At 40.9% G+C, this 26,324-nt stretch carries 7 protein-coding genes; 4 read left to right on the forward strand and 3 right to left on the reverse strand.

The window, feature by feature from the left end; all coding sequences use genetic code 11:
- Positions 1-103 precede the first annotated feature (103 nt).
- Entirely contained in the window at positions 104-16,411 is a 16,308-nt protein-coding gene (locus ACOMC3_RS06810; RefSeq protein WP_420318785.1) for a T9SS type A sorting domain-containing protein, read from the forward strand.
- A gap of 124 nt (positions 16,412-16,535) precedes the next feature.
- Here ACOMC3_RS06810 and leuS read toward each other — a convergent pair whose 3' ends face one another.
- Entirely contained in the window at positions 16,536-19,157 is a 2,622-nt protein-coding gene (leuS, locus tag ACOMC3_RS06815) for a leucine--tRNA ligase (protein ID WP_420318786.1), read from the reverse strand.
- 124 nt (positions 19,158-19,281) lie between these two features.
- Between leuS and ACOMC3_RS06820 the strand changes: the two genes are divergently transcribed.
- Together ACOMC3_RS06820 and ACOMC3_RS06825 are read left to right on the forward strand one after the other, a co-directional pair.
- Complete coding sequence (locus tag ACOMC3_RS06820) at positions 19,282-20,040, forward strand: hypothetical protein (protein ID WP_420318787.1); 759 nt, start codon at positions 19,282-19,284, stop codon at positions 20,038-20,040.
- Between the two features lie 271 nt (positions 20,041-20,311).
- Positions 20,312-22,765: an ABC transporter permease gene (locus tag ACOMC3_RS06825; RefSeq protein WP_420318788.1), complete on the forward strand. Its 2,454-nt coding sequence runs from the start codon at positions 20,312-20,314 to the stop codon at positions 22,763-22,765.
- Between the two features lie 3 nt (positions 22,766-22,768).
- Here the strand turns inward: ACOMC3_RS06825 and ACOMC3_RS06830 are convergent, their stop codons facing one another.
- Complete coding sequence (locus ACOMC3_RS06830; protein WP_420318789.1) at positions 22,769-23,218, reverse strand: peroxiredoxin; 450 nt, start codon at positions 23,216-23,218, stop codon at positions 22,769-22,771.
- Positions 23,208-25,403, reverse strand: a complete 2,196-nt coding sequence (locus tag ACOMC3_RS06835) for an efflux RND transporter permease subunit (protein WP_420318790.1) — start codon at positions 25,401-25,403, stop codon at positions 23,208-23,210. The genes ACOMC3_RS06830 and ACOMC3_RS06835 overlap by 11 nt, the downstream gene beginning before the upstream one ends.
- A gap of 106 nt (positions 25,404-25,509) precedes the next feature.
- On the opposite strand from ACOMC3_RS06835, the gene ACOMC3_RS06840 reads away from it, so the two are divergent.
- On the forward strand, positions 25,510-26,304 hold the full coding sequence (locus tag ACOMC3_RS06840) for a thymidylate synthase (protein ID WP_420318791.1): 795 nt from the start codon (positions 25,510-25,512) through the stop codon (positions 26,302-26,304).
- Positions 26,305-26,324: the final 20 nt, after the last annotated feature.

Genomic DNA, 26,324 nt, shown 5'->3' on the forward strand with positions numbered 1-26,324 from the left:
TCTTTGATATGATATAACCTTTAATAAACTTCACTAATAATTAGTTTTGGAGTAACTTATACCATTGCTATTGTCACCTTTATTTGCGTCTAAACTACTACTCATGAGAAAGATCGGCCCATCTCTACTATATACGTTTTTCATTCTTCTATTTTCTTTTTCGAGTTACGCTCAACCAACTGTTATATCAGCCACAACAGTCGATTCAGATGGTAATGGTATTGTTGACAGATTAGAGATCCAATTTTCTGAGCCTATTGATGATAGCGATTTTACTGTGAATGCGATTGCAGATTGGACGCTGGATGATGGAAGCGGGGCTGTATCTTTTGACGGATTCAATACTACTGTTGGAGCGGATACAGATGCAGATGATGAGTATGTGACCTTAACCATTAGTGCGGGCGTCAGTGGCACAGATGCGATGAATTATGCCTACACGAATGATGGAGGAGGAGCAGATGATATTTCAAATGTTGGAGAGACCGGCATTCTTGCGGACATCACAACGGTCGCTGCTACAGACGGGGCAGACATTGTGGTTATACAGGCGATCACTTTAGATGTAGGAGGCGATGGCACGGTAGAGACGATGGAGTTAGAGCTGAGTGAGCCCATCGACGATTCAGACTTCACTGCAAATGCGATTGCTGATTGGACGTTGGATGATGGAGGAGGCGCAGCTTCTTTTGATGCTTTCAACACGACGACCAATGTAGTGAGTGGTGGAGCGGATGCAGATGCGGATGATGAGTTTATTGCATTGACGATCAGTGCAGGAGTGAGTGGTACGGGCGTGATGAATTATGCCTACACGAATGATGGAGGTGGCGGAGATGACATTAATGATTTAGATAATGGAGAAGTACTGGCAGATATTGGTGCTACAGCAGCAGCTGATGGAGCAACTCCAATTTTATTAGCAGCTACGACAGTAGACGCTGGAGGTAATGGTATTGTTGAGGGCTTAGAGCTTCAATTTTCAGAGTCGATGGTAGATGCGGACTTTACAGCAAATGCGATTGCGGACTGGACGTTAGACGATGGAGGAGGCGCAGCTTCTTTTGATGGTTTCAGCACAACGACCAATGTAGTGAGTGGTGGCGCGGATACAGATGCGAATGATGAGTATGTGACCTTAACGATCAGTGCGGGCGTCAGTGGCACAGATGCGATGAATTATGCCTACACGAATGATGGAGGAGGAGCAGATGATATTACAGATGGCACGAATGTGCTGGCGGATATTGGTACTACAGGAGCTACAGACGGGGCAGACATTGTGGTCATACAGGCGATCACTTTAGATGTAGGTGGAGATGGCACGGTAGAGACGATGGAGTTAGAGCTGAGTGAGCCCATCGACGATTCAGACTTCACTGCAAATGCGATTGCTGATTGGACGTTGGATGATGGAGGAGGCGCAGCTTCTTTTGATGCTTTCAACACGACGACCAATGTAGTGAGTGGTGGAGCGGATGCAGATGCGGATGATGAGTTTATTGTATTGACGATCAGTGCAGGAGTGAGTGGTACGGGCGTGATGAATTATGCCTACACGAATGATGGAGGTGGCGGAGATGACATTAATGATTTAGATAATGGAGAAGTACTGGCAGATATTGGTGCTACAGCAGCAGCTGATGGAGCAACTCCAATTTTATTAGCAGCTACGACAGTAGACGCTGGAGGTAATGGTATTGTTGAGGGCTTAGAGCTTCAATTTTCAGAGTCGATGGTAGATGCGGACTTTACAGCAAATGCGATTGCAGACTGGACGTTAGACGATGGAGGAGGCGCAGCTTCTTTTGATGGTTTCAGCACAACGACCAATGTAGTGAGTGGTGGAGCGGATACAGATGCGAATGATGAGTATGTGACCTTAACGATCAGTGCGGGCGTCAGTGGCACAGATGCGATGAATTATGCCTACACGAATGATGGAGGAGGAGCAGATGATATTACAGATGGCACGAATGTGCTGGCGGATATTGGTACTACAGGAGCTACAGACGGGGCAGACATTGTGGTCATACAGGCGATCACTTTAGATGTAGGTGGAGATGGCACGGTAGAGACGATGGAGTTAGAGCTGAGTGAGCCCATCGACGATTCAGACTTCACTGCAAATGCGATTGCTGATTGGACGTTGGATGATGGAGGAGGAGCAGCTTCTTTTGATGCTTTCAACACGACGACCAATGTAGTGAGTGGTGGAGCGGATGCAGATGCGGATGATGAGTTTATTGCATTGACGATCAGTGCAGGAGTGAGTGGTACGGGCGTGATGAATTATGCCTACACGAATGATGGAGGTGGCGGAGATGACATTAATGATTTAGATAATGGAGAAGTACTGGCAGATATTGGTGCTACAGCAGCAGCTGATGGAGCAACTCCAATTTTATTAGCAGCTACGACAGTAGACGCTGGAGGTAATGGTATTGTTGAGGGCTTAGAGCTTCAATTTTCAGAGTCGATGGTAGATGCGGACTTTACAGCAAATGCGATTGCGGACTGGACGTTAGACGATGGAGGAGGCGCAGCTTCTTTTGATGGTTTCAGCACAACGACCAATGTAGTGAGTGGTGGAGCGGATACAGATGCGAATGATGAGTATGTGACCTTAACGATCAGTGCGGGCGTCAGTGGCACAGATGCGATGAATTATGCCTACACGAATGATGGAGGAGGAGCAGATGATATTACAGATGGCACGAATGTGCTGGCGGATATTGGTACTACAGGAGCTACAGACGGGGCAGACATTGTGGTCATACAGGCGATCACTTTAGATGTAGGAGGCGATGGCACGGTAGAGACGATGGAGTTAGAGCTGAGTGAGCCCATCGACGATTCAGACTTCACTGCAAATGCGATTGCTGATTGGACGTTGGATGATGGAGGAGGAGCAGCTTCTTTTGATGCTTTCAACACGACGACCAATGTAGTGAGTGGTGGAGCGGATGCAGATGCGGATGATGAGTTTATTGTATTGACGATCAGTGCAGGAGTGAGTGGTACGGGCGTGATGAATTATGCCTACACGAATGATGGAGGTGGCGGAGATGACATTAATGATTTAGATAATGGAGAAGTACTGGCAGATATTGGTGCTACAGCAGCAGCTGATGGAGCAACTCCAATTTTATTAGCAGCTACGACAGTAGACGCTGGAGGTAATGGTATTGTTGAGGGCTTAGAGCTTCAATTTTCAGAGTCGATGGTAGATGCGGACTTTACAGCAAATGCGATTGCAGACTGGACGTTAGACGATGGAGGAGGCGCAGCTTCTTTTGATGGTTTCAGCACAACGACCAATGTAGTGAGTGGTGGAGCGGATACAGATGCGAATGATGAGTATGTGACCTTAACGATCAGTGCGGGCGTCAGTGGCACAGATGCGATGAATTATGCCTACACGAATGATGGAGGAGGAGCAGATGATATTACAGATGGCACGAATGTGCTGGCGGATATTGGTACTACAGGAGCTACAGACGGGGCAGACATAGTGGTCATACAGGCGATCACTTTAGATGTAGGAGGCGATGGCACGGTAGAGACGATGGAGTTAGAGCTGAGTGAGCCCATCGACGATTCAGACTTCACTGCAAATGCGATTGCTGATTGGACGTTGGATGATGGAGGAGGAGCAGCTTCTTTTGATGCTTTCAACACGACGACCAATGTAGTGAGTGGTGGAGCGGATGCAGATGCGGATGATGAGTTTATTGCATTGACGATCAGTGCAGGAGTGAGTGGTACGGGCGTGATGAATTATGCCTACACGAATGATGGAGGTGGCGGAGATGACATTAATGATTTAGATAATGGAGAAGTACTGGCAGATATTGGTGCTACAGCAGCAGCTGATGGAGCAACTCCAATTTTATTAGCAGCTACGACAGTAGACGCTGGAGGTAATGGTATTGTTGAGGGCTTAGAGCTTCAATTTTCAGAGTCGATGGTAGATGCGGACTTTACAGCAAATGCGATTGCGGACTGGACGTTAGACGATGGAGGAGGCGCAGCTTCTTTTGATGGTTTCAGCACAACGACCAATGTAGTGAGTGGTGGCGCGGATACAGATGCGAATGATGAGTATGTGACCTTAACGATCAGTGCGGGCGTCAGTGGCACAGATGCGATGAATTATGCCTACACGAATGATGGAGGAGGAGCAGATGATATTACAGATGGCACGAATGTGCTGGCGGATATTGGTACTACAGGAGCTACAGACGGGGCAGACATTGTGGTCATACAGGCGATCACTTTAGATGTAGGTGGAGATGGCACGGTAGAGACGATGGAGTTAGAGCTGAGTGAGCCCATCGACGATTCAGACTTCACTGCAAATGCGATTGCTGATTGGACGTTGGATGATGGAGGAGGAGCAGCTTCTTTTGATGCTTTCAACACGACGACCAATGTAGTGAGTGGTGGAGCGGATGCAGATGCGGATGATGAGTTTATTGCATTGACGATCAGTGCAGGAGTGAGTGGTACGGGCGTGATGAATTATGCCTACACGAATGATGGAGGTGGCGGAGATGACATTAATGATTTAGATAATGGAGAAGTACTGGCAGATATTGGTGCTACAGCAGCCGATGATGGAGCCGATCCAGTGCTAATATCAGCCGTAACAGGTGATAATGATACCAATGGTCAAATAGATAGGGTCATCGTTACTTTTTCCGAGACGATGGAGTTCGATGATATTGATGCCACTCCTACTGCGGGAGCGGATGATTTTACAGATGATTTTGTTGTAACCGGGTATGATATTATAACAGCAGCAACACTTGCCGGGGGCTCTACAGATGATGATGAAATTGTCATAACCCTTGCTGAGAGTGGATCACCTGACACAGATGCTACTCCTAACCTGACGATTACAGTTGGAGAATTAGGCGATCTTGCCACCGTACCGAATACCAATGCCGCTTCATCAGGTGCTGTGAGTGATGGTGCTGCTCCAGTAATTCTTAGTGCTACTACGGATGATGTAGGAGGTACTTCAGGTGAAATTGATCTAATCACAGTTGTTTTATCAGAGCCGATAGATGGATCCACTTTGGATCAGACGGTTGGCGGTGGTACAACTTCACAGTTTGCACTTGGTGGAGGATATCAAATTTCAAGTATCGACACCCAGGTTGGGGGTGCTGCAAATGATGACATAATTGAAATCGTTTTGGTGGAGAGTACGAATCCAGATACGGATGCCACACCTACACTTACTTTCACCTCTGGTACATTAGATGATTTGGCTACACCAAGTGTAAATACGACTTTGGGGTACTCCGCTGCTGTTACTGATGGAGCAGCTCCGGTGATATATTCTTCGTTCCTTCAAGGTTCAAATAGTTATTTGCAGGTAGTATTCTCTGAGGAAATTTATCGTTCTGCCGGAGGGTCAATCGTTCTTGGTGATTTCGATCAGTCTATAACGCTCAATTCCGGACCAAATCCAACTACCTTGAATTTTAATGATGCTACAACACTTGGTGGTGATCCTCTAGGAGCGGTTGAAGACACGATTCTTTTTGTTATAAATATTGACCCAGGATTTGGTACTTATGAAAACGATGATGATGTAAGTATAAGTACAGATGGAACTACCATCGAAGATGCAGTGGGTATTTCCTTATCAGGGACTGAAACAGCTGGGCCATATACGATTCAGGACTTGATCAATTTCCCTCAAATTCTTACTGCTTCCTACACCGTCACGGGTGCTAATTCAGGATATATCGAGCTGGTTTTTAGTGAAGGACTTTACAGAGATGCAAGTACCAACAGGAGTCCCATGCTTGCAAACACTAACAACGACGGCACTATAAAGAATGGTGACTATACAAATGGGACATCTTTATGTGATGAAGATGAACTTTGTATTACTTATACACAAAATGGTGGAGCAACTATAAATGACAATAATAATTCAGATATTGATTGGCGAAGGGATACTGGTGCTAGTTTAGCTAACAATGTAGATTATTCATCTGATACTTACCGAATTTACTTCTTTGATTTACCAAATGGACAATTTAGGGGAGTAGAGACTTACCGATTTGCTGCTAGAAGCAACACGCAAATCAGGGGTAGAACCACAGATGCCTACATGCCAAATCCAGGGGATTATTTTTTCGACTTTAATTTACCCGATGTGTTTGCTGAAGATTTCGATGATCTGGTAACGGCGGACGTAGAAGCCCATGATACTGATGCTGATGGAAACATTGATGAAATAGTTGTCACTTTCCTTGATGACATTGATGATGCATCATTGGCTGCCAGTTTATCAGACTTTACGATTAATGGGGGTACTAATAATGGAATATCTCCAAGTTCAGTAGTCGCAACTCCGCTGAATGGCGTGGATCCTAATGTTGCGAATGACAATATTTTCACATTAGCTTTTACAAGCTACACTGGCACAAATGTGGACGGAACATTGGATTTCGCAGGGACATTGACGTTTGCAGATGATGCGGGTAATTTAATTTTAGCTGGATCCGTAACTCCAACAGATGCGGCAGGACCTGTTATTCAAAGCGCTATTACGGCAGATAATGACCTTAATGGTCAGATAGATGAAATCACGGTCACCTTCTCTGAGCCATTCTCTGATAATGGAATCGATGACACAGACTTTAGTTTATCAGGTGGGTATACTATTCCAGTTGCTGGATTCTCAGTTTCGTCCCCTGATGTAACATTGACGCTTAATGAAAGTGGTTCATCTGATACGTACATAACTCCAGATGTAAGTGTTGATGTCGCAGATATTTTGCGTGATTTGAGTGCAGCAACTGCCAGCAATCCAATTCATACATTTACGAATACCGATGACGGTGCTGCTCCATATTTTACCATCACTACGTCTAGTCCAACAGTCACTACTGATCCAACTCCAGATTTATCCGGGACAATTGATGATCCTAATGCAACAGTTCTCATAAGTATTGGTGCAAATTCAGCACTTTCTGCTACGAATGATGGAATAGGTGGATGGACACTTTCAGGAGGTTTATTAACTAACCCTCTGGGGTTGCAGACCTATTCTGTATCATATACCACCTTTGATTTAGCTAGTCCAATAAATATTAGAACCGCTACAGTTCCCAATGTAATAGAGGTTCAAGGAGGAGTGCTTGTCGAAGATGCTACAGCAAGTTTTGAAGCCCTTACAGGCGCAGAAGCTGTTACTGTTTGTATCGGAGATCAAGTTTCATTGCCAACAATTCGAGTGGCAGAAACTAACCCAACAGATTTCAGCTCGACGGGAACGTATATCCTTAATCTCCCTGCTGGGTTTGTGTTTGATACCGGAGCAACTTTAAGTATACTTAGTACAAGTGTTGGTAATAACATTTCAATAGGAACTGTTGAATATATTGGAACATCTTCTTTAAGTATTGAACTTATAGATGACGGTGACGCTGATGTTGTTGACGTTATTACCATAGATGGATTGATTGTCGAGGGAACAGGGAGTACTGCACGCACAAATAGTGTAATCACTGTTAGTGGTGATGTTGGTATTCTTACCAATCAAACAAGTTTTGGTGATTTAAGCAGTTTATTATCACCAGATGCATTAACCGATCTAGAGGATACCGCTGATCCCGGGACACCAATTACCGAATATATAACTAAATATCTTCCACGGGTACGTGTGGATTATACACTTGGTAATCCTATACAAATGTTTACTCCTGGAGAAGTAGTGAACTTTTCTGGAGGAGCTTCTGGCATTATAAATACAGACAATGGACTGAATCAAATGCAGGTTAATTTGACATCAGGAACTGTGGCGAATGCAGAAACCATTACAGAAGTTAGTTCAGGGTTTACTGCAACAACTACGGCGAATGCAGTTGGTTTAACTCGCGATCTATTACCTTTTTCATTAGAAGCAAGTCCTACTGTAACTAGTAATTGGTATTTTGATGGAGTAGTTGACCCAACACCTGATTTGACTACTTCAATTAACAGCAATGCAGCATTACTTGCTACAACGCCTGGCCTATTTACCTATGCCATTACTGACGATGATGCCACTTGTGAAAGCGCACCTCTTTTGTTTAATGTATTGGTTTACAATGATGTTCATCCTGATAACGATAGTCGAACCTTTGTTGATCAAGTGCTTTCAGTAAATGGATCAATTGATACCATCTACTTAAGTAATCCAGCCAATCATACAGTATCATTAACAGGAAATGGTATTTCGGTTGTTGGTGGTGGGGCAGATCCATTGGTAGCATACTTTGACCCAGCTGTCGCTGGAGATAATGGTGGTGTAGGTGAAACTCATACCATCACTTACAGTGTAACCAATGACAATACAGGAGAAAATCTTATCGTTCAAGCTGATTTTGAGGTGGTACCTGAAACAGAATTTTTTACTCCGGCATTAGACGATGCTTATTGTATTTCAGAATTTCCTCTTGCAGGAAATCTTACCATTGAAGAGGCAACTTTTTATACAAGTAACCCTTCCAATTTCTTTCAGATATATTTTGACAACTTCATTAGTGCGAATGCTCAAGGCCTGGATAAGACACTAGACAATTCCTATATGTATTTCTATAATAATGCATTATTCAGCTTCCAAGCAGCATATGGGTCAGGAGTTACGTTCGAGTTTCCGTTTGATCCTCAAACCTGGTCTGGTTTAGCGTTTGGTGGAAATGGATTTGGAGATGACTTTATCATGGCACCTGGAGAGGGAAGTATATTCTATGTTGAAAGAAACAGATTCGATAATATGACTTCACAGTCAACGATAGAATTTGATTTCTTAGAAGTTTATGGTCGCCCATATGTTCAAATAAGTGGATTAAACACACAATACTGTGACTCTGACACTGACCTTGTCACAATCAATCGAAGTGTCAAATACGTAAATGATTTTGAGTCAACCAATCCAAATGACCAATATGCACAATGGGAGCCTTCCTATGTAACTCTGGAAGAAGTAATTGCAAATGGGTACTATCTCTATCGGTCAATAGATGGGATTAGCTATTCACAAATAGCCGATTTTACTTCAGGAGGGACTCTAAGTAATGTATTTAATCCAAATGATCCTGATCAGGATGGGAATACGTTTGCCGATGATGGTGATACAGACGATATTGGCTATTTCAGAATTATTTATGACACAGAGGCTCTAGGTCCTGAATCTTGTGTCGGTTCTACATCATTTGATTTTTATGTAAATCCAAGACCGGCTATGCTTGAATTAGGTGCTGCGACACTTGCCGCCGGAAGGTCAATTGGCTTTGTAAATACAGATGAGTATCAACTTGAGTATTGCGTTGGAGCTACACCAGCAGGTTTTACGGCTATAAACTTTGAGGATGGCCAGTTGATTTATTCTTCATCAAGAACAGCAACTCTTACTCACCCAAATAGCCCTACTTACACTGTAGGGGAAACGATAAAAGGAGCCACTAGTGGTGCTACAGCCCAAGTAATTACAGATAATGGCACAACAATGACCATTGGGGATATTAACGGGAATTTTGAAGTGGGGGAAATAATTAAGGGGCAAACCACCTTATTTAATTCTGCCATTTCAGCGTTTAATGAAACAACTACCAATTTTAGAGTTGGAGAAACCATTACAAGTTTCACTGGATCTGCACAGATTGTTTCAGACAAAGGGAATGTACTTGGATTAGATAATCTGGTGGGAACATTTTCTGCAGGTCAGACGATCACGGGTGCAACAAGTGGAACAATGAAAACAATAGTTGTATCCTCCAATCCTACGGATATCACATGGTACGACCAAAATCAAAATCCACTTCCAGCAGCCGTTAATTTTAATCCAACAGTTAATATAGCAGCTGTTGGATTAAGTACTACCGGAGCTGATCAGGCAGAATTTTACTTTAGTACAACAGGCTCAAGTGGTTGTGAATCGGATTTAAGAAAGGTAACGGTAAATATTTTTGACATCCCTGATGCACCAGTAATTGATGCCAGCGCATTCCCACCTGCAGCACAGAATGGCAATATTTACACTTTTGATTATTGTGTTGAAGATGGTGGAGCATCAACCACACCTGATGCATTGATTTTAGATGATCTGTTAGATGATGATCGGTATAACGTTACAAGAGAGTTTCGTGATTTTTCTGCTGGATCAGTTATCATCGATATGACTACCATTACAGAGATTGATGGCAATACCGATACAAGCGATGAAAGTATACCAGTTCCTGACATTTTTGCTGGTGATTCTATAATCTTCACAATTACAAAAACCGAGAACATAAGCATAGCTCCGGATAACGTTTTTTCTGACTTCCCTGGATGTACAAGCACTGACGCAATAACTATTCGAATTCTTGCGCATGAGGAAGCTGGAATTCCAACTGAATCAGATTTTGTTGCTGGTACCACTGAATTTCATATATGTGAGGGTGATCCATTGGGTAACATCAGTCACACATTTATAGCTGGTACAGATGAGTATACCTGGTATGAAAGCATTGACGGTGGTAGCAACGGAGTAACAAGGATTGGAGATGTCCTTGGAGTTGGTGATCCTATGACAGAAGCCATCTTAGGTAGTGCCTCTACCATCCCAAGTAATTTTGTTGATGTTCCAGGCGTATACACCGTGTATGTTTCACGAAACAATGATGTAGTAGACTCAAGAGATTTTGATGGATGTGAATCAGAAGCGATACCTGTATCAATTACTGTACACGGAATTCAAGATGCTGTTACAATCGTATCTGATAATTCAGCAAACCCTTCTGTACCTCTGGATTTTCCTAATATTGATCCAGATGATGATGACTTTTTTGAATTTGCAGTCTGTTCTGATCAACTCTTTGCTGATCTGGCATTTGAAGCACAAAATCTTTATGCGGGTGATGAGCGCGTGGAATGGTATAACGCTTCTACCGGTAACCTACTATTTACCGGAGAGAGACCAACCTTCGCTGACTTATTTCTAGTAGGGCTAGGTGCTCAAATCGTAACATATGAGGTTATTCAGGTAACGGATACTTTGACAGATTCATTTGGTAACTTCTTTGATGGTTGTAACAGTGATATTGCGACTATTCAGATTACGATTGCAGATCCGGCGGAACTAACAGTTGTAGATGCTCTAGATGCTGAAATTAGTAACTCTTACTGCAGAGATGATGATCCAGAGGGTGATGGAGATATTGATGTATTTATAAGAGTTGGCACAACATTGCTAACAGATCCAACTGATGTTGGGTATGAAATTAACTCTTATTTACAAAGCACATATGATGCGAATGATCCCGCAGATATTGATGGTCCACTTATTAATGGAAGCTTCCCAGTACTGGATCTGGTGGCTTTACATGATGCATTACCAGGTGCGATGGATATTGGTGGTGAGTCTACAGTGCATGAGTTGATCATGTATTATACAGATCCCGCTTCTTTTTGTACGGGTTCTGTCACAAAAGTGATAACTATTAATCCAGATCCTCATATTAGTTTTGAAGTTTTTGGAGTAGACATTAACGAGGCAAACTTTACTTCTGGGTTTAATAATTTCTGTTACGAGCAGGGGAATGTAACACTCAGAGGAGTTCAGTATATCTACGATAATACAGGCATTACAGACACAATCAATTTAACTTCTGGACAATTCTCAAGCGACCAATTAGGAGCACTTGGATCAAATATTGGAGAGGGAACATTTAATCCAAGAGCAGAGCATAATGCTGCCTACGGTGAAACGGGGCAGGGAGCTAAGTATTTAAATAGGACTGCCAATGGTAGTGTTATTACTTTTAATTTCACGGATGACAATGGATGTCAAATATCTGTAGCTGAGAACCTATATATAGAGCCAGAACCAGAAGTATATGACGTAGAGCGAGTCACTGATTTAGATCCGGCTGACCTTGCTTCTGATCGACTTTCAAATATCATTCGTATTCAAGATTTCTGTAATGATGGAAGTGATGCGCAGGTTACTGTTGTATTAGTGGATCCAACTGGTGGTGAGGATGATGTTCTTACAGATTACACCAATTATGGTTTTGAATGGACAATTAACGGGGATCCGGTACCTGATGATGGTTTTGGAAATCCAGTCATTCAGGTTGGTACAAACACATTAACATTTACACCAAGCTCTACTAACGTTAATGTGAGAGTTGACGTGACAGATCCTAATTTATGTACGGAGACCTTTACTGAGGTGCATCAATTACAAGCCTTACCAGATTTAGATTTCCCTGAGATATTCAATTTTGAAGAGTTTTGTGCAGACGATGCTAATGTTTCACTAAGCTTAGATGATTACATTGGAGGACAAACAGCTGCATCTATTGCTGGAGTTATTAGTTGGGAAGTATTATCATTTAATACCAATAGAACAGATACTGTTAATAACCCTGTTGAAGCAGGTTGGTCAACAGCAACTGTTGATCAAGATTTAGGTGGTGGTTCATTTCCTACCGTAGATATTCAAAATTGGCATCAAGGAGCAGGTGGGGTTTCATATGTCAACGGAAGGAGTGTAGGTGGTAATTCTACTGTTCATACCATTTACATTACCTATCAAGATTTAAATCGCGAATATCAGGGTATCGCTACAAATTGTTCAGTCACATATTCTGAAACAATCATAATCAATCCAAACCCTGACATAACTATTTTGGTTGATAACAATGATATTAATGGATTCCTGACCGGACAAGACCAATTCTGTTATGATGAAAACACAATTGAACTGGCAGGTGTTTCTGCACCCGATTCAAGTTCGCTGTTTACTAGTGTAGGCCAATTTGTTTTGGTTGTTGGACTGGATGATGATTTCTCGACTGAAACTAATGACCTCAATATTCCGACCAGTAACAATACAGCATTTGTAAATGCTTTTGATCTTCATGATGAGTACTGGAACATAATTAATGGCACTACCGGTGTAGAATATCCATATGAAACTCAATCAAGTTCACTAATCCAGTTCGAATACACCGATGAAAATGGATGCTTCAATTTTGTGGAGACAACATTATTTGTAGATCCGGTTCCTGAAGAGATTTCAGTTAATAATGGAAGCCCTCAAGATGGTAACATTTTCTTCATTACGGATATTTGTAATGATAATAGTAATCAGATAACTGCAGAAGTAAGGTTTATTGACCCAGCGGACCCTGCTGGAACAACTGAAGAGGATGATTATTCCGGATACACATTTACTTGGTCTTTAGATGGCCAGATTATTACAACCGTACCATCAAATGGAGAGTTGAATACCAATGTCATTTCAGTTAGCGATAGGGATTTTGTAGTTGAGGTAGATGTTACGGATTTGAATGGTTGCACAGTAAATTATTCAGAATTCCATTCTAAACAAGATTTGCCTGATCTTGATTTTGATGAAATTTTTAATTTCCAGGAGTTCTGCTCAGATGATGCAGTGCCAACGCTGACACTTGTAGATTTTATTGGAGGAAGTACGGTAGTAGATGAGTCAGATGTGGTTTCCTGGCAAGTTCTTTCATACCAGACCAATAGAAAAGATACAATTGAGAATGCAGTTAATGCTCTTTGGGCAGATGCTACTGTAGATCAGGATGCTGATGGTGCATCTATTCCTCAAATCAATTTACAAACCTGGCACGAAGGTGCTGGAGGTGCTACTTTCTCTGGAGGGAAAAGTATTGGTGGAAATTCAACTGTCCACTCCATCTATGTAACGTACATAGATCCAAGCAGATCTTATCAGGGTTTAAGTACTCTATGTGAGACAACCTATGTTGAAACAATTATCATAAATCCTAATCCGGATATCTCGTTTACGCTTGAAGGAGTGGATATGGATAACATAGAGCTGTGTTATGATGATACAGGCATTCAGCTAATTGGTGTTAATAACGTGACAAGAGCACCACTAGGTGATGGTGTGTTTGATATACCGGGAATTGCTTTGTCAACCAATAACGGAGAAGCTGTATTCACTGCAGCTGATGCTCATGGTGCAGATCCTTATGCACCAAGAAGTACTCATTCAGTTGAATACACCTATCAAGATGCTAATGGTTGCGAGAATACAGTTTTGAAAACATTCTTTGTGAATCCTAGACCTGAATTTGTTGGAACAAACATCAATGATGACATTGATGGAATACAGGTGGCTAATTCATGTGCCTCTGATTCTATCAGAGTATTTGTAGAGATGACAGATGATAGTGACTTGTACATTTATGAATGGTCTGTAAATGGTAATGTGGAGCAAACACAAAGTGGTGCTGCTGGTGGAGATACATTGGTATATGCTCTTAGTCAAGGTGAGACGACAGCTAACTTCTCGGTTACGGCAACCTATGATCCAACAGCTCCCGGAGCATCATTTACTACAGTTTGTGAGGCAGTATCTTTAAGTAAATCTGTAACTGTAGGCCAGGAACCAATTCCTGCCATCTCGTGGGTTGGCTTAACAGCCATTCATCCAAATGGCACAGATTTCACGATTTATGAGGATAATTCAGAGCTGGGTGATGCAGACATTGATTCTGTTTATTTGTCCATTGATGGAACTGTGGTGAATACTTGGAATGGTGATCCAACAAATCCTCTAGTCTTTCCATTGGATTATAATTATGTCTTCACAGCTAGTGGCTCATATGGAGTAGATCTCAGAATTACCACTATTGCCGGTTGTGATGTAACAATTAGTAGAACGATTGATATTATTCCTCATTTTACCAGCTTTAATTCAAACAATACTTACAGTGAAGATTTTGTTAGCTCAGAATCATTTGACTTAACATCTCCAAACGGTGGATGGCTTGTGGAGACCAGAAGCTTAGATGGTAAAACGGATGACTTAATTACTACATGGGCTTGGGGCACAACACCTCCAGGATCTGGAAATGGTACTGGATCAGTTTATACTAGCTACAATTCTATTCCAAATCCAGAAGCTAATCGAGAGATATCTTTTGTCTATTCTCCATCCTTTGATATTTCAGGATTTAGTTCGCCAACCATTAGTATCCAGCGATACGCGGGCTTTGTTTCGTTTAGAGATGGTGCTGTATTGCAGTATACTGAAGATGATGGGCGGACATGGATAAATGTTGGTTCCTATAATTCAAACTTGCCGGAAGAACTGGCCTCAACTCCGGGTTGGTATGATCGTGAAGCGATTACAGCCGCTCCTGGAACTCAAGCACCTGCGGGAGAAAATGGTCAAAATAATCCGGGCATTGGATGGGCTACTGTAAAAGGTGATCCAGGGAGTGATTGGCAGCTAGCTATTTCGCCTTTGGGAGTCACTGATGATAGGTATGTCAGGTTCAGATTTGCACTCTCTGGGCAAGCAGGAGGAAAAGAAGATGCTGAAGGCTTTGCTTTCGATGATTTTAGAATCTATGATCGAGATCAGATCGTGTTGGTTGAATTATTCTCATCGACTTTAAATGATCTGAGTATCGCCTTTAACGATGCGATTGATAATGACCCGAATTATAACGGTACTGATATCTTGACCATCAACTATTTTACAGATTTTGCAAATGGGGGAGGTGCAGGAATTGATCAGATCAACTTGAGAAATACCAGAGACCCTGGAGCTAAGAGCTCATTCTACGGTATTTCAGATGTACCAAGCATAGCGATTAGTGGAGATGCGTTCCTTGTTGAGGATATTGCATCACAGCTGAATGAACTAGAGGCTCGATTGAATAATGCGAAGTTAGAAGAACCTATTTTTGATATTCTGGTAACTGCCAGTGTGGAAGCTGATAATACTTTGGATGTCGATGCGACCTTTACCGCCACAGCGGATTTACCTAATGATGCAGAAATTGGTCTTTTTGTGGCAGTTGTAGAGCCTCAAGTAATCCTTTCTCAAGATATGGGTGGATATAATGCGGGGGATCGAATTAACAATGTTCTAAGAAAGCTTTTGCCAAATGCTGCCGGTCAGTATGTACAGGGTCCAATAAATGATGATGATGTGTTATCGATTACCGACCAGAAGTGGCAAATCAATAACATGTTTGATCCAACCAGCTTCAAAGTGATTGTTTATGCACAGGATCTTAATAGCAAGAAGGTTTATCAGGCAGAATCAACCATTGTTACTGGTGGTGCTATCATCTTAGGTACAGAAAATGAATTGTCTGATGTATCCTTATATCCAAACCCTGCCGATAAAGAGGTGATATTAGAGTTTGCTTTTCCACTTTCAGATAAAACCGAATGGATAATATATGATCAGGCTGGCAGAGAAGTACAAGAAGGTGAGATGAGCAAAGGAACCAAGAAGCTCACCGTGGAGACAACCGAAATGCCTTCCGGACTTTACTTCATCCATCTATACGGAGAAGATCGTAAACGACAATCGAAACGTGTGATAGTATTGCACTAGGAATATAATCCCTTCCTGAGAGGGGAAGAAGTGGGTTGTAAAACTCATTTTGGTAGATTAAAAATAGAAAGCCCTCAATGAATTTCATTGAGGGCTTTTTCAAAAAGTGAACTACTGTTGAAATCTAAACCACAATATTCACAATCTTCTTAGGCACCACAATCACCTTCTTAGGATCCTTTCCATCCATCCATTTCTGTATGGTATCGTTTGATAAGGCTCCTGATTCAACTTCTTCTTTGCTTGCATCAGCAGGGAAGCTGATCTTCGCTCGCATCTTTCCATTAACTGATACCGGGTATTCTATGGAATCTTCAACCAGATACTTTTCCTCGTAGGTAGGAAACTGAGCATCCACTACCGTTCCTTCATTTCCTAGTAAGTGCCATAGCTCTTCAGCAATATGAGGAGCGAAAGGAGACAGGATGATAGTCATTGGCTCGAGGATGGCTCGTTTGTTACATTTCAATGCGGACAATTCATTGACCGCAATCATGAATGTGCTGACAGAAGTATTCAAAGAAAGTCGTTCTACATCCTCGGCTACCTTCTTGATGGTTCCATGCAATACCTTCAATTCATCTTTAGTTGGCGCCTCATCGGAAACTTTAAAGCTGTCTCCTTCATGAAATAGCATCCAGAATTTTCTTAAGAACTTATAAACACCTTCGATACCATTGGTATTCCATGGTTTACTTTGTTCAATAGGGCCCAGGAACATCTCGTACATTCGCAAGGTGTCTGCACCATACTTATCAACAAGATCATCCGGATTTACAACGTTATACTTGGATTTAGACATTTTCTCCACTTCCCAACCACAATGGTATTTTCCGTCTTCAAGGATGAATTCTGCATCATTCGCGTCTGCTCTGGATTGCTTAAATGCTTCTACATCCAGCACATCATCTTTGACAATATTGACATCAACGTGTATGGCTGCTGTTTTATATTCATCTTTCAATCCTTTGGATACGTAGGTATTCTCTCCATCAATTCGGTAGACAAAATTTGATCTACCTTGAATCATCCCCTGATTGATCAGTTTTTGGAATGGTTCTGAAGTAGATACATACCCTAAATCAAACAGGACTTTGTGCCAAAAGCGTGCGTATAATAAATGTAGTACCGCATGCTCTGCACCACCAATGTAGAAATCTACATTCATCCAATATTTTTCCAGTTCTTGAGCGACAAGTGCTTTGTCATTGGTAGGATCTAGGTACCGTAAATAATACCAGCAACTGCCGCCCCATTGGGGCATTGTATTCGTTTCTCGTTTTGCTTGCCCATCACATTTTGGACAGGTTGTAGTCACCCAGTCGGTCGCATGTGCAAGAGGAGACTGCCCATCTTCAGTAGGTTGGTATGAAACCACCTGAGGGAGTTCTACGGGTAGTTGATCTTCAGGAACTGGTACAGTTCCACATTTTTCACAATGGATGATTGGAATTGGCTCACCCCAGTATCTCTGGCGGGTGAATATCCAGTCTCTCAGCTTGTAATTAACTGCCCCTTTTCCGTTTCCTTCTTTTTCCAGCCTTTCAATGATCTTCTCTTTACATTCCACACTATCCATTCCATTGTATTCTCCGGAATTAAGCATAATACCATTTCCGGGATAAGCTTCCCCTTGGTCTTCCAATGGTTTGCCATCTGGTGTGACTACCTGAAGGATTGGTAAATCAAATTTTGTGGCAAATTCAAAATCTCGTTGATCGCCTCCTGGAACGGCCATTATTGCTCCCGTACCATAAGAAATAAGTACATAATCAGAAATCCATATCTGGACTTCTTCACCTGAAATGGGATTGATTGCATACGCTCCCGTAAATACGCCTGTTTTTGATTTGTCCAACTCGGTTCGCTCCAGGTCACTCTTTCTGCTCGCCTCCTCAACGTAGGCTGTTACGGCTTGCTTTTGAGATGGTGAAGTGATTTTATCAACTAAGTCATGTTCCGGTGCTATCACCATATAGGTGGCCCCAAAGATGGTGTCAGGTCTTGTGGTATAAACCTTAAGCTTTTGATCAAAATCCTTTATTTGAAAATCTATTTCAGCTCCGTAGCTTTTGCCTATCCAGTTGGTTTGAGAAAGTTTTACAGATTCTGGCCAGTCCAGACCATCGAGATCGTCAAGCAGCCTATCGGCATACTCGGTAATTTTCAAAACCCATTGCCTAAGTTTTCTTCTTACGACAGGTGTATTACATCGATCACATCGGCCATTTTTTACTTCTTCATTCGCTAAAACTGCCTTATCATTTGGACACCAGTTAATTAAGGAATCCTCCTCATATGCAAGACCCTTTTCAAATAATTTTAGAAAAATCCATTGTGTCCACTTGTAGAAGGAGGGATCACTCGTTCGGATTTCTCTTGACCAGTCGTAACTGAAACCAAGATTAGAAAGTTGTTCAATGAAGCGTTTAATATTGGTGTCTGTGCTTATGGCGGGGTGTTGACCAGTTTTTATGGCATGCTGTTCTGCAGGGAGACCGAAGCTATCAAAGCCCATCGGGTGGAGTACATTAAAACCATTTAAACGCTTATAGCGAGCCACAATATCTGAGGCAATGTAACCGAGCGGGTGGCCAACATGAAGTCCGGCACCTGAAGGATAAGGAAACATGTCAAGGACATAGTACTTAGGCTTATCCGATGTGTTAGGTACTTCATATACCTTTTCATCCTTCCAATACTGTTGCCATTTTTTTTCGATTACACGAAAACTGTAGTCCGCCATTTAATTCAGATTAATTTTGAAGGTCGCAAAGGTAAAAGATGAAAAGTAGAAATTGGTTTACAAAATAGGAAACCCTTCAATGAATTTGCTGTCCTTATTTCAAAACATACTCAAATAGAAAGGAATGAAGAATATCTTAGTAATCATCGCAATATTTAACGCCGCTAGTGTAACTCAAGCACAAGAAAGTGATTCTACCAAAACAGAACCAAAACCAGTTCCGGCTGATACAATACCAAAGCCTTCACAAAAAGTAGAGGATACAAGTGACGATACTCCAAAGATTATTTATTATCAAAGCACTGAGCCTGAAAAAAGAAGAGATAGGAGGCAGGATATAAAAACACTCAGCGGTTCTATGAGTCATAGTGGCGGATTTGGAGCACTTTCCTTTAGAAGCACAGAATTCAGAGATGAGTCTTTAGTGTTAGCTGGTTTAAGAGGCGGATGGATTATTAATCGTACGCTTGGAATAGGTGTGGAGGGGCATGGGATAATCCCTACAGCGAAGTTTGATGACATTGAGGTTGGGCAGGAAGTAAATATCCTGGGAGGATACGGTGGAATGTTTCTGGAATTGATTTTCTTTTCCAATGAAGTGGTTCATGTCACATTTCCAGTTTCAGGAGGAGCAGGTTGGCTAGGATATCATAGGATCAATGAAGATAACACCATGCCTGGGCCGATTGACAATGAGGTTGACGCAGATGTATTTTGGTATGTAGAGCCAGGTGCAGATTTAGAATTCAACATTAGTAGAAATTTCAGATTGGCAATGGGAGTAAGTAAACGATTTACGCAAGACCTTGAACTTATCAATACTCGCCCTGGTGCCTTTGATAAATTGAACTACTTCATCACCTTAAAGATTGGTGGATTCTAAATACAAAACTCTATGAGATAGAAAAAGCCCCTTCAAGAAATTGTTGGGGCTTTTTAGTAACGATTAGGTAAATCTTTCAATTTTGTATTCAAACAAAGTTTCAATTAACTAAAAAAATAGTGTGAAGACAATTTTTTTCGATGAACACAAGATTGTTCAATTACGAACAACTTGAACGAATTCCATTTGTGTAAGTGCTTGACATATAGTGATTTATTATTTCTGGCATTCTTTGTGACACTATGCTGAGTGAAATCCTAATTTTATACCAATGCTTACATCATTCAAATTATTCTTCCGCGCAATAAAAAGGAACAAGCTTTTTAGCTTCATAAACATTCTTGGACTAACGGTCGGATTTTTTTCCTCCATACTTATTTACATGTATGTTCAAAATGAAATGAGCTATGATGATTTTCATGAGAATGGTGATCGAATCTACCGAATCAATCAAACCTTCATTTGGGGAGAAGATAATCCAAACCCATTCGCAAGCACTGGACCTGGTGTTGGTTATTCTATTTCTCAGGAAATTCCTGAAGCTGAGCAGGTAGTTCGCGTTCATACACCGGAACTAAATCCTGTCCGATTCAAACTGAATGATGAAGAAAAATTCTTTAATGATGAGTACATCTTAGCGGCTGATACCAATTTCTATGAAGTATTTAGTTTTCCACTTTTGTACGGAGATTCTTCAACGGTTCTTGATAAACCAAACTCTATCGTTCTTTCCGAAGACCTAGCAATCAAATATTTCGGAAATGAAAATCCGGTTGGTCAATTGATTGATTTAGGTGGAGGACCACTTAGAGAAACCTTTAGAGTGACAGGAGTGGCTAAAAAAATCGATAATCATTCATACATAGACTATGACATGATGATTTCCATGAATACGATCGATCGTGTGGCAAGAAGTGATTGGAGTTGGATGTGGACGACCTTCGAAACTTTCATCTTACTTGATGAACAAGCAAATCCTGAAGTTGTACGGTCTAAGCTTAATCAATTACCTGAAAAGCATGCTATAAAAACACTTAAGGTAATGGGATACACTTATGAAGAGTATATAGCTGCAGGAAAAGAATGGAATTTATTCTTACAACCATTTGAGGATATCTATTTGCATTCAAGTAATATTTATAATCGACTCAATGATGTGGGAAATATTAAGATAGTTGCCGCACTTATTGGATCAGCTATTTTTCTATTGATCTTATCATGCATCAACTTCATTAATCTCAGTACCTCACAGTTTACAAATAAGGCTCAAAATGTTGCTGTTCGAAAGATACTTGGAGGGGATCGTCGTGTGTTTCTACAAAGATTCTTCGGAGAATCATTGGCCTATTGCATTGTAGCATGTGTTGTGTCTATATTCTTGATATTGAACTTGTTACCGTTGATTAATCAATTTACAGGAACGGAATTATCCCTATCAATTCTGGAGCAGCCATTGATTGTTCTTTTTATTTCTATACTAATCCTTATAGTAAGTGCGATTGCAGGATTCTATCCTTTCCTCTTCTTTAATTCTTTTGGCCCAATATCTGCCTTGAAAGGCGAGCTCCGTTCGGGTAAAAAAGGTCTGGGCATTCGAAATGGCATGCTTGTTACTCAGTATGTGCTGTCATTTCTATTAATCATCTGCACCATTACGATTTATAAGCAATTAAACCATATAACAAATGCAGATTTAGGTTTTTCGAAAGATAACTTGATCGTTATTGAAAATACGCATTGGACGGGATCTCAAGATGAATTTGCTGACGAGCTAGCTAAAATTGATGGAGTAAAAAATACCACAGTTTGTGACGCTCTTCCTTTCATGGTTTACAATGGAGATCAATTTATTCCGGATAAACCTGAAGCAGGATCATTGCCGCTCAATTATGTTTTGGGAGATGATAATTACATGGACTTATTGGAGATTGAGATGGTTGTGGGGCGAAAGTTCAATTCGTCATATTCCGATGATAAGAATGGTATTATCATAAATGAAACAGCAGCCAGGACAATCGGGTGGTCTATAGACAAGGAAATCTTGAATCAAAAAATTACTAATTGGAGTGGAACATATCACATCATAGGGGTTGCAAAGGATTTTAATTTTCTATCGCTTCATTCTCCAATTGAACCCTTTGCAATCTTTCATTCTGAATCAAATGCGCAAGGAAAAAGACCACTATATAGGGTGGTACTTAAAAGTGATGCTTCTCAGGATGAACTAAATGATCTAATTGCAGAAGTAAATGCCAAGTGGGATGAATTTGCGAGCGGCAGACCATTTGAGTACCTCTTATTGGAGGATCATTTTGAGAGCATTTACAGGAATGAAAAACAGTTTGGTAGCGTCCTGTCTTTTTTCGCTGTACTAACCATAATTATTGCCTCTTTAGGACTCTTTGGAATCGTTGTTTTTTCAGTAGAACAGAAGCTCAAAGAAATTGGTGTCAGGAAAGTACTTGGCGCTTCTATTTCAAGCATTGTTTTACTCTTCTCAAAAAACTATATCAAATTGCTCTTGATTGGATTTGCTATTGCAGTACCTGCAGCTTATTACTTTATGAATAACTGGCTATCAGACTTTGAATATCATATCAGTATGGGGATTGATATTTATATTTTATCGCTAGGTATTTTGTTATTCATTTCTCTTGCAATTGCTATTTTTCAAACAACTAAGGCTTCACTTATGAATCCTTCAGAGGTACTGAAAGATGAATAATTGTTAAAGCTCCTTGAGTACCTTTAGAGCTTCTTTGATGTGGCTATCTGCATTGAAATCAGCTCTAAAAGTATGGGCAATCTTTCCATCTTTATCGATTACGAACGTGACCCTGCCAGGTATCAGTCCAAACAAGGAAGAGGGAACTCCAAAAGCCTTAAGAGCCTTCTTTTTAGGATCACTGAGAAGCATAAAGGGTAACTTTCTTTTATTCTGTACTTTTTTATGTGAGCCAGAACTGTCTCGACTGATCCCAATTACTTCGGCACCTGCCCCTTGAAATTGTTCATAATTGTCTCTGAATCCACAAGCTTGTGCAGTGCATACTTTTGTGTTGTCTTTGGGATAAAAATATATCACCAATGGTGTGCCTTTCAAATGGTTAAGTGAAACCACTTTACCATCCTGATCCTGAAGTTTGATATCTGGAATTGGATCTCCTTTATGAAGCATATTTCCTGAATTTTATTAAAAGGAGAGGGAGTATTGTTAAATCAATGACAAGAGCAATCAACAGTGAAAGGCTTACGAACAAACCTAAATAAAACGTGGCACCAAAATTTGAAAACAAATAGAGAGAAAATCCTGCACTCATAATTATAGAGGTTATCAGCATGGCACTTCCGGCATGTTTAAAAGTACTTTCCATTCGTTTTAAAGGGTCCTCTTCTTTGTTCTTCAAATAATAACTCATCATATGAATGGTATCATCTACTGCAATCCCAAAAGCCATTGTAAAAATGATGGATGTAGTCATTTTTAATGAAATACCTAACCACCCTATTATACCAGCAACTATAATGAGTGGAATAATGTTTGGAATTAGACTAATGATCAACAGCTTCCAGGATTTGAAATAAATCCCCAAAATCAGCCCGATCACACCAATGGCTGTCAAAAGACCTTTAAATAGGTTTATCGAGAGAAGTTCATGGCTTTTATCAATTAAATAGGTGGTTCCGGTAATTCGATAATCGAGAATTTCTTTATCAATATTTTGATCCAAATACTTCAATAATTTCTGATTGCGAAGGTCCGTTTCATACGATCCCAATTCAGGAAAGAAACCGATGAGCCTTCCTACCTTACTATCTTCAGTCACTAATTTGTCTAATCGTTTAGGATCAATTCGATTCTTTAATTGGAGTGTTTGTTTGTAGCGCGATACTTTTACTGGGTATTGAAAGTTTTCATTTAAGCCGCCTTGATTCACCATATTTAAGTACTTAATGATGGTTGCGGGAGATTGTACCTTTGCAATAGGATATTCATTTAGCAGATACTCTTCGATAACTACAATCTGATCCATCACCTCTTTATCCCAGATAGAATAGCTGGAATCCAAAACAGTCACTCTCACCTCATAGGGTTTGGAACCACCCAGCTGCTCGTCAGCGTATTCAAAGTCTTGTCTAACTTCAGAATCTTTTGGAAGATCATCTAATAGAAATGAGTTTATTTTCAGCTGATTAATCCCTGGAATTAATACGGCTAAAAGGATAATGGCCACAATCCATATTATTTTTCGCTTGACTACCAAAGTATGAAGCCACCGGGATGGTACTTCTATCATTCTTTTGTCATCAGAATAGGTGGTGACGGATGCTACCAATATTCCAAAAGTGAAGGTGATTATGAATGCAATTAAAATGCCAATAGCTGCAAATAACCCGAGATACTGAACGGGCTCGGTGTTTATCCAAATAAGGCTTAAAAAACCAATGGAGGTGGTCACAGAAGTTAATAGAGTGGGGGTCCAAACAATTCCCAAGGCCTGTTTTAGTTTTTCTCTTACCTCATTTTCTTTGGTCTTTTTTAGTGCATTCATAAGGTGCACAGCATCAGACATGGACACAAAGAACAGGATAGGCGGTAGTAAGGAACTGAGTAAGTTGATTTTATAACCTAACAAACCAACCAGCCCAAAAAGCCATACGATTGATAGAAGACTGATAAGAAAAGGAAGTAGTGCTGACTTTAGGTTTTTGAAAATTAGCAAAAGCAGTAAAAAACTTAGGATAAGCGAGCCTATCAGGAACTTCCCGAAATCGTTTTGAATATATGAGATGAAAACCCCTGCTGCACTCAGCTTTCCAACCAATCTGATTTTAGGGATTTCATAGATCTGAGCTTTAAGCCTTATGGATTCAAGCAACCGTTCACTTCTTTTTTGATCATTGAAATGTGCATGATTTAAATAGATACTTAGTGACTTACCATTCTCACTAAAAGCCGCTCGATAAAATGGATTTCCGAAAATCCGAAGACTATCTTGTTTCAATTGATAATTGGTTGGACTCTCCGAATGCATGAGGGGAAAAATGACAAGCCCGGTTGGGGATTTTACAACATGCTGTAAGGAAAGAGGAGAGTAAACATTTCGTACATCTGGAATTGTGTTGAGCGATTTTTCAAATGTATGTGCCTTCTTTAGGAAATCTTCATTAAATATCCACCCGTCATTTTCAATGATGATGTGCAGGTAGTCATTGTCATATCCAAATTGCCCTACATGTTTGGTATATGCTCTGCTGTCCGGATGATTTTTTGGGAAAAATTTTTCAAACTCAAAGTCGAATGTGACATATTGAAGATTCCAGCCCAATATTAGCGTTATAGCTACCAGTAAGCTGCTCATAATCACCTTTCCCTTTGGGGTTATTAACCGCTCGACATATTTATCTAATCGTGGGTTCAGTGTTTGTTCGTTTAAAAGTTAATTTTGTTACCAAACTACGAACAGAATGCAACAATACCTGAACCTAATGCAACATATCCTGGACAATGGTACTGAAAAAGGAGACAGAACCGGGACCGGGACTAAAAGTGTGTTTGGTTATCAAATGAGATTTGATCTTAGCGAGGGTTTTCCATGCGTAACAACTAAAAAACTGCACCTGAGATCAATAATTCATGAGTTGCTTTGGTTCCTTCAAGGGGATCAAAACATAAAGTATCTAAAGGAAAATGGGGTTTCCATTTGGGATGAATGGGCAGATGAAGAGGGAAATCTTGGACCTGTTTATGGAGTTCAATGGAGAAATTGGGAAACGCCTGATGGTCGTAAAATCGATCAAATAAAAAAGCTAATAGAGGGTATCAAAACCAACCCTAACAGTAGAAGGCATATTGTAAGCGCATGGAACGTTGCAGATGTAGATGAAATGGCTTTACCGCCATGCCATACATTATTCCAGTTTTATGTGGCCGATGGAAAATTGAGCTGTCAGTTGTATCAGAGAAGTGCAGATGTTTTCCTTGGTGTGCCTTTCAATATTGCCTCTTATGCACTTTTCACTATGATGGTCGCTCAGGTTTGTGACTTGAAGCCAGGCGACTTTGTTCACACTTTTGGTGACGCACATTTATATAACAATCATATGGAGCAGGCTCATTTGCAGTTGAGTCGCTCACCTCGCTCACTGCCGACTATGAAGATCAATCCTGAGGTTAAGGATATTTTCAGTTTCAAGTTTGAAGATTTTGAATTAGTAAACTATGATCCGCACCCCCATATAAAAGGAGCGGTTGCAGTGTAACATTTTGATGGATCAAATAG

Origin of the sequence: Ekhidna sp. (assembly GCF_965212185.1) — a bacterium.
In the GTDB taxonomy this organism is placed as follows: Bacteria; Bacteroidota; Bacteroidia; order Cytophagales; family Cyclobacteriaceae; genus Ekhidna.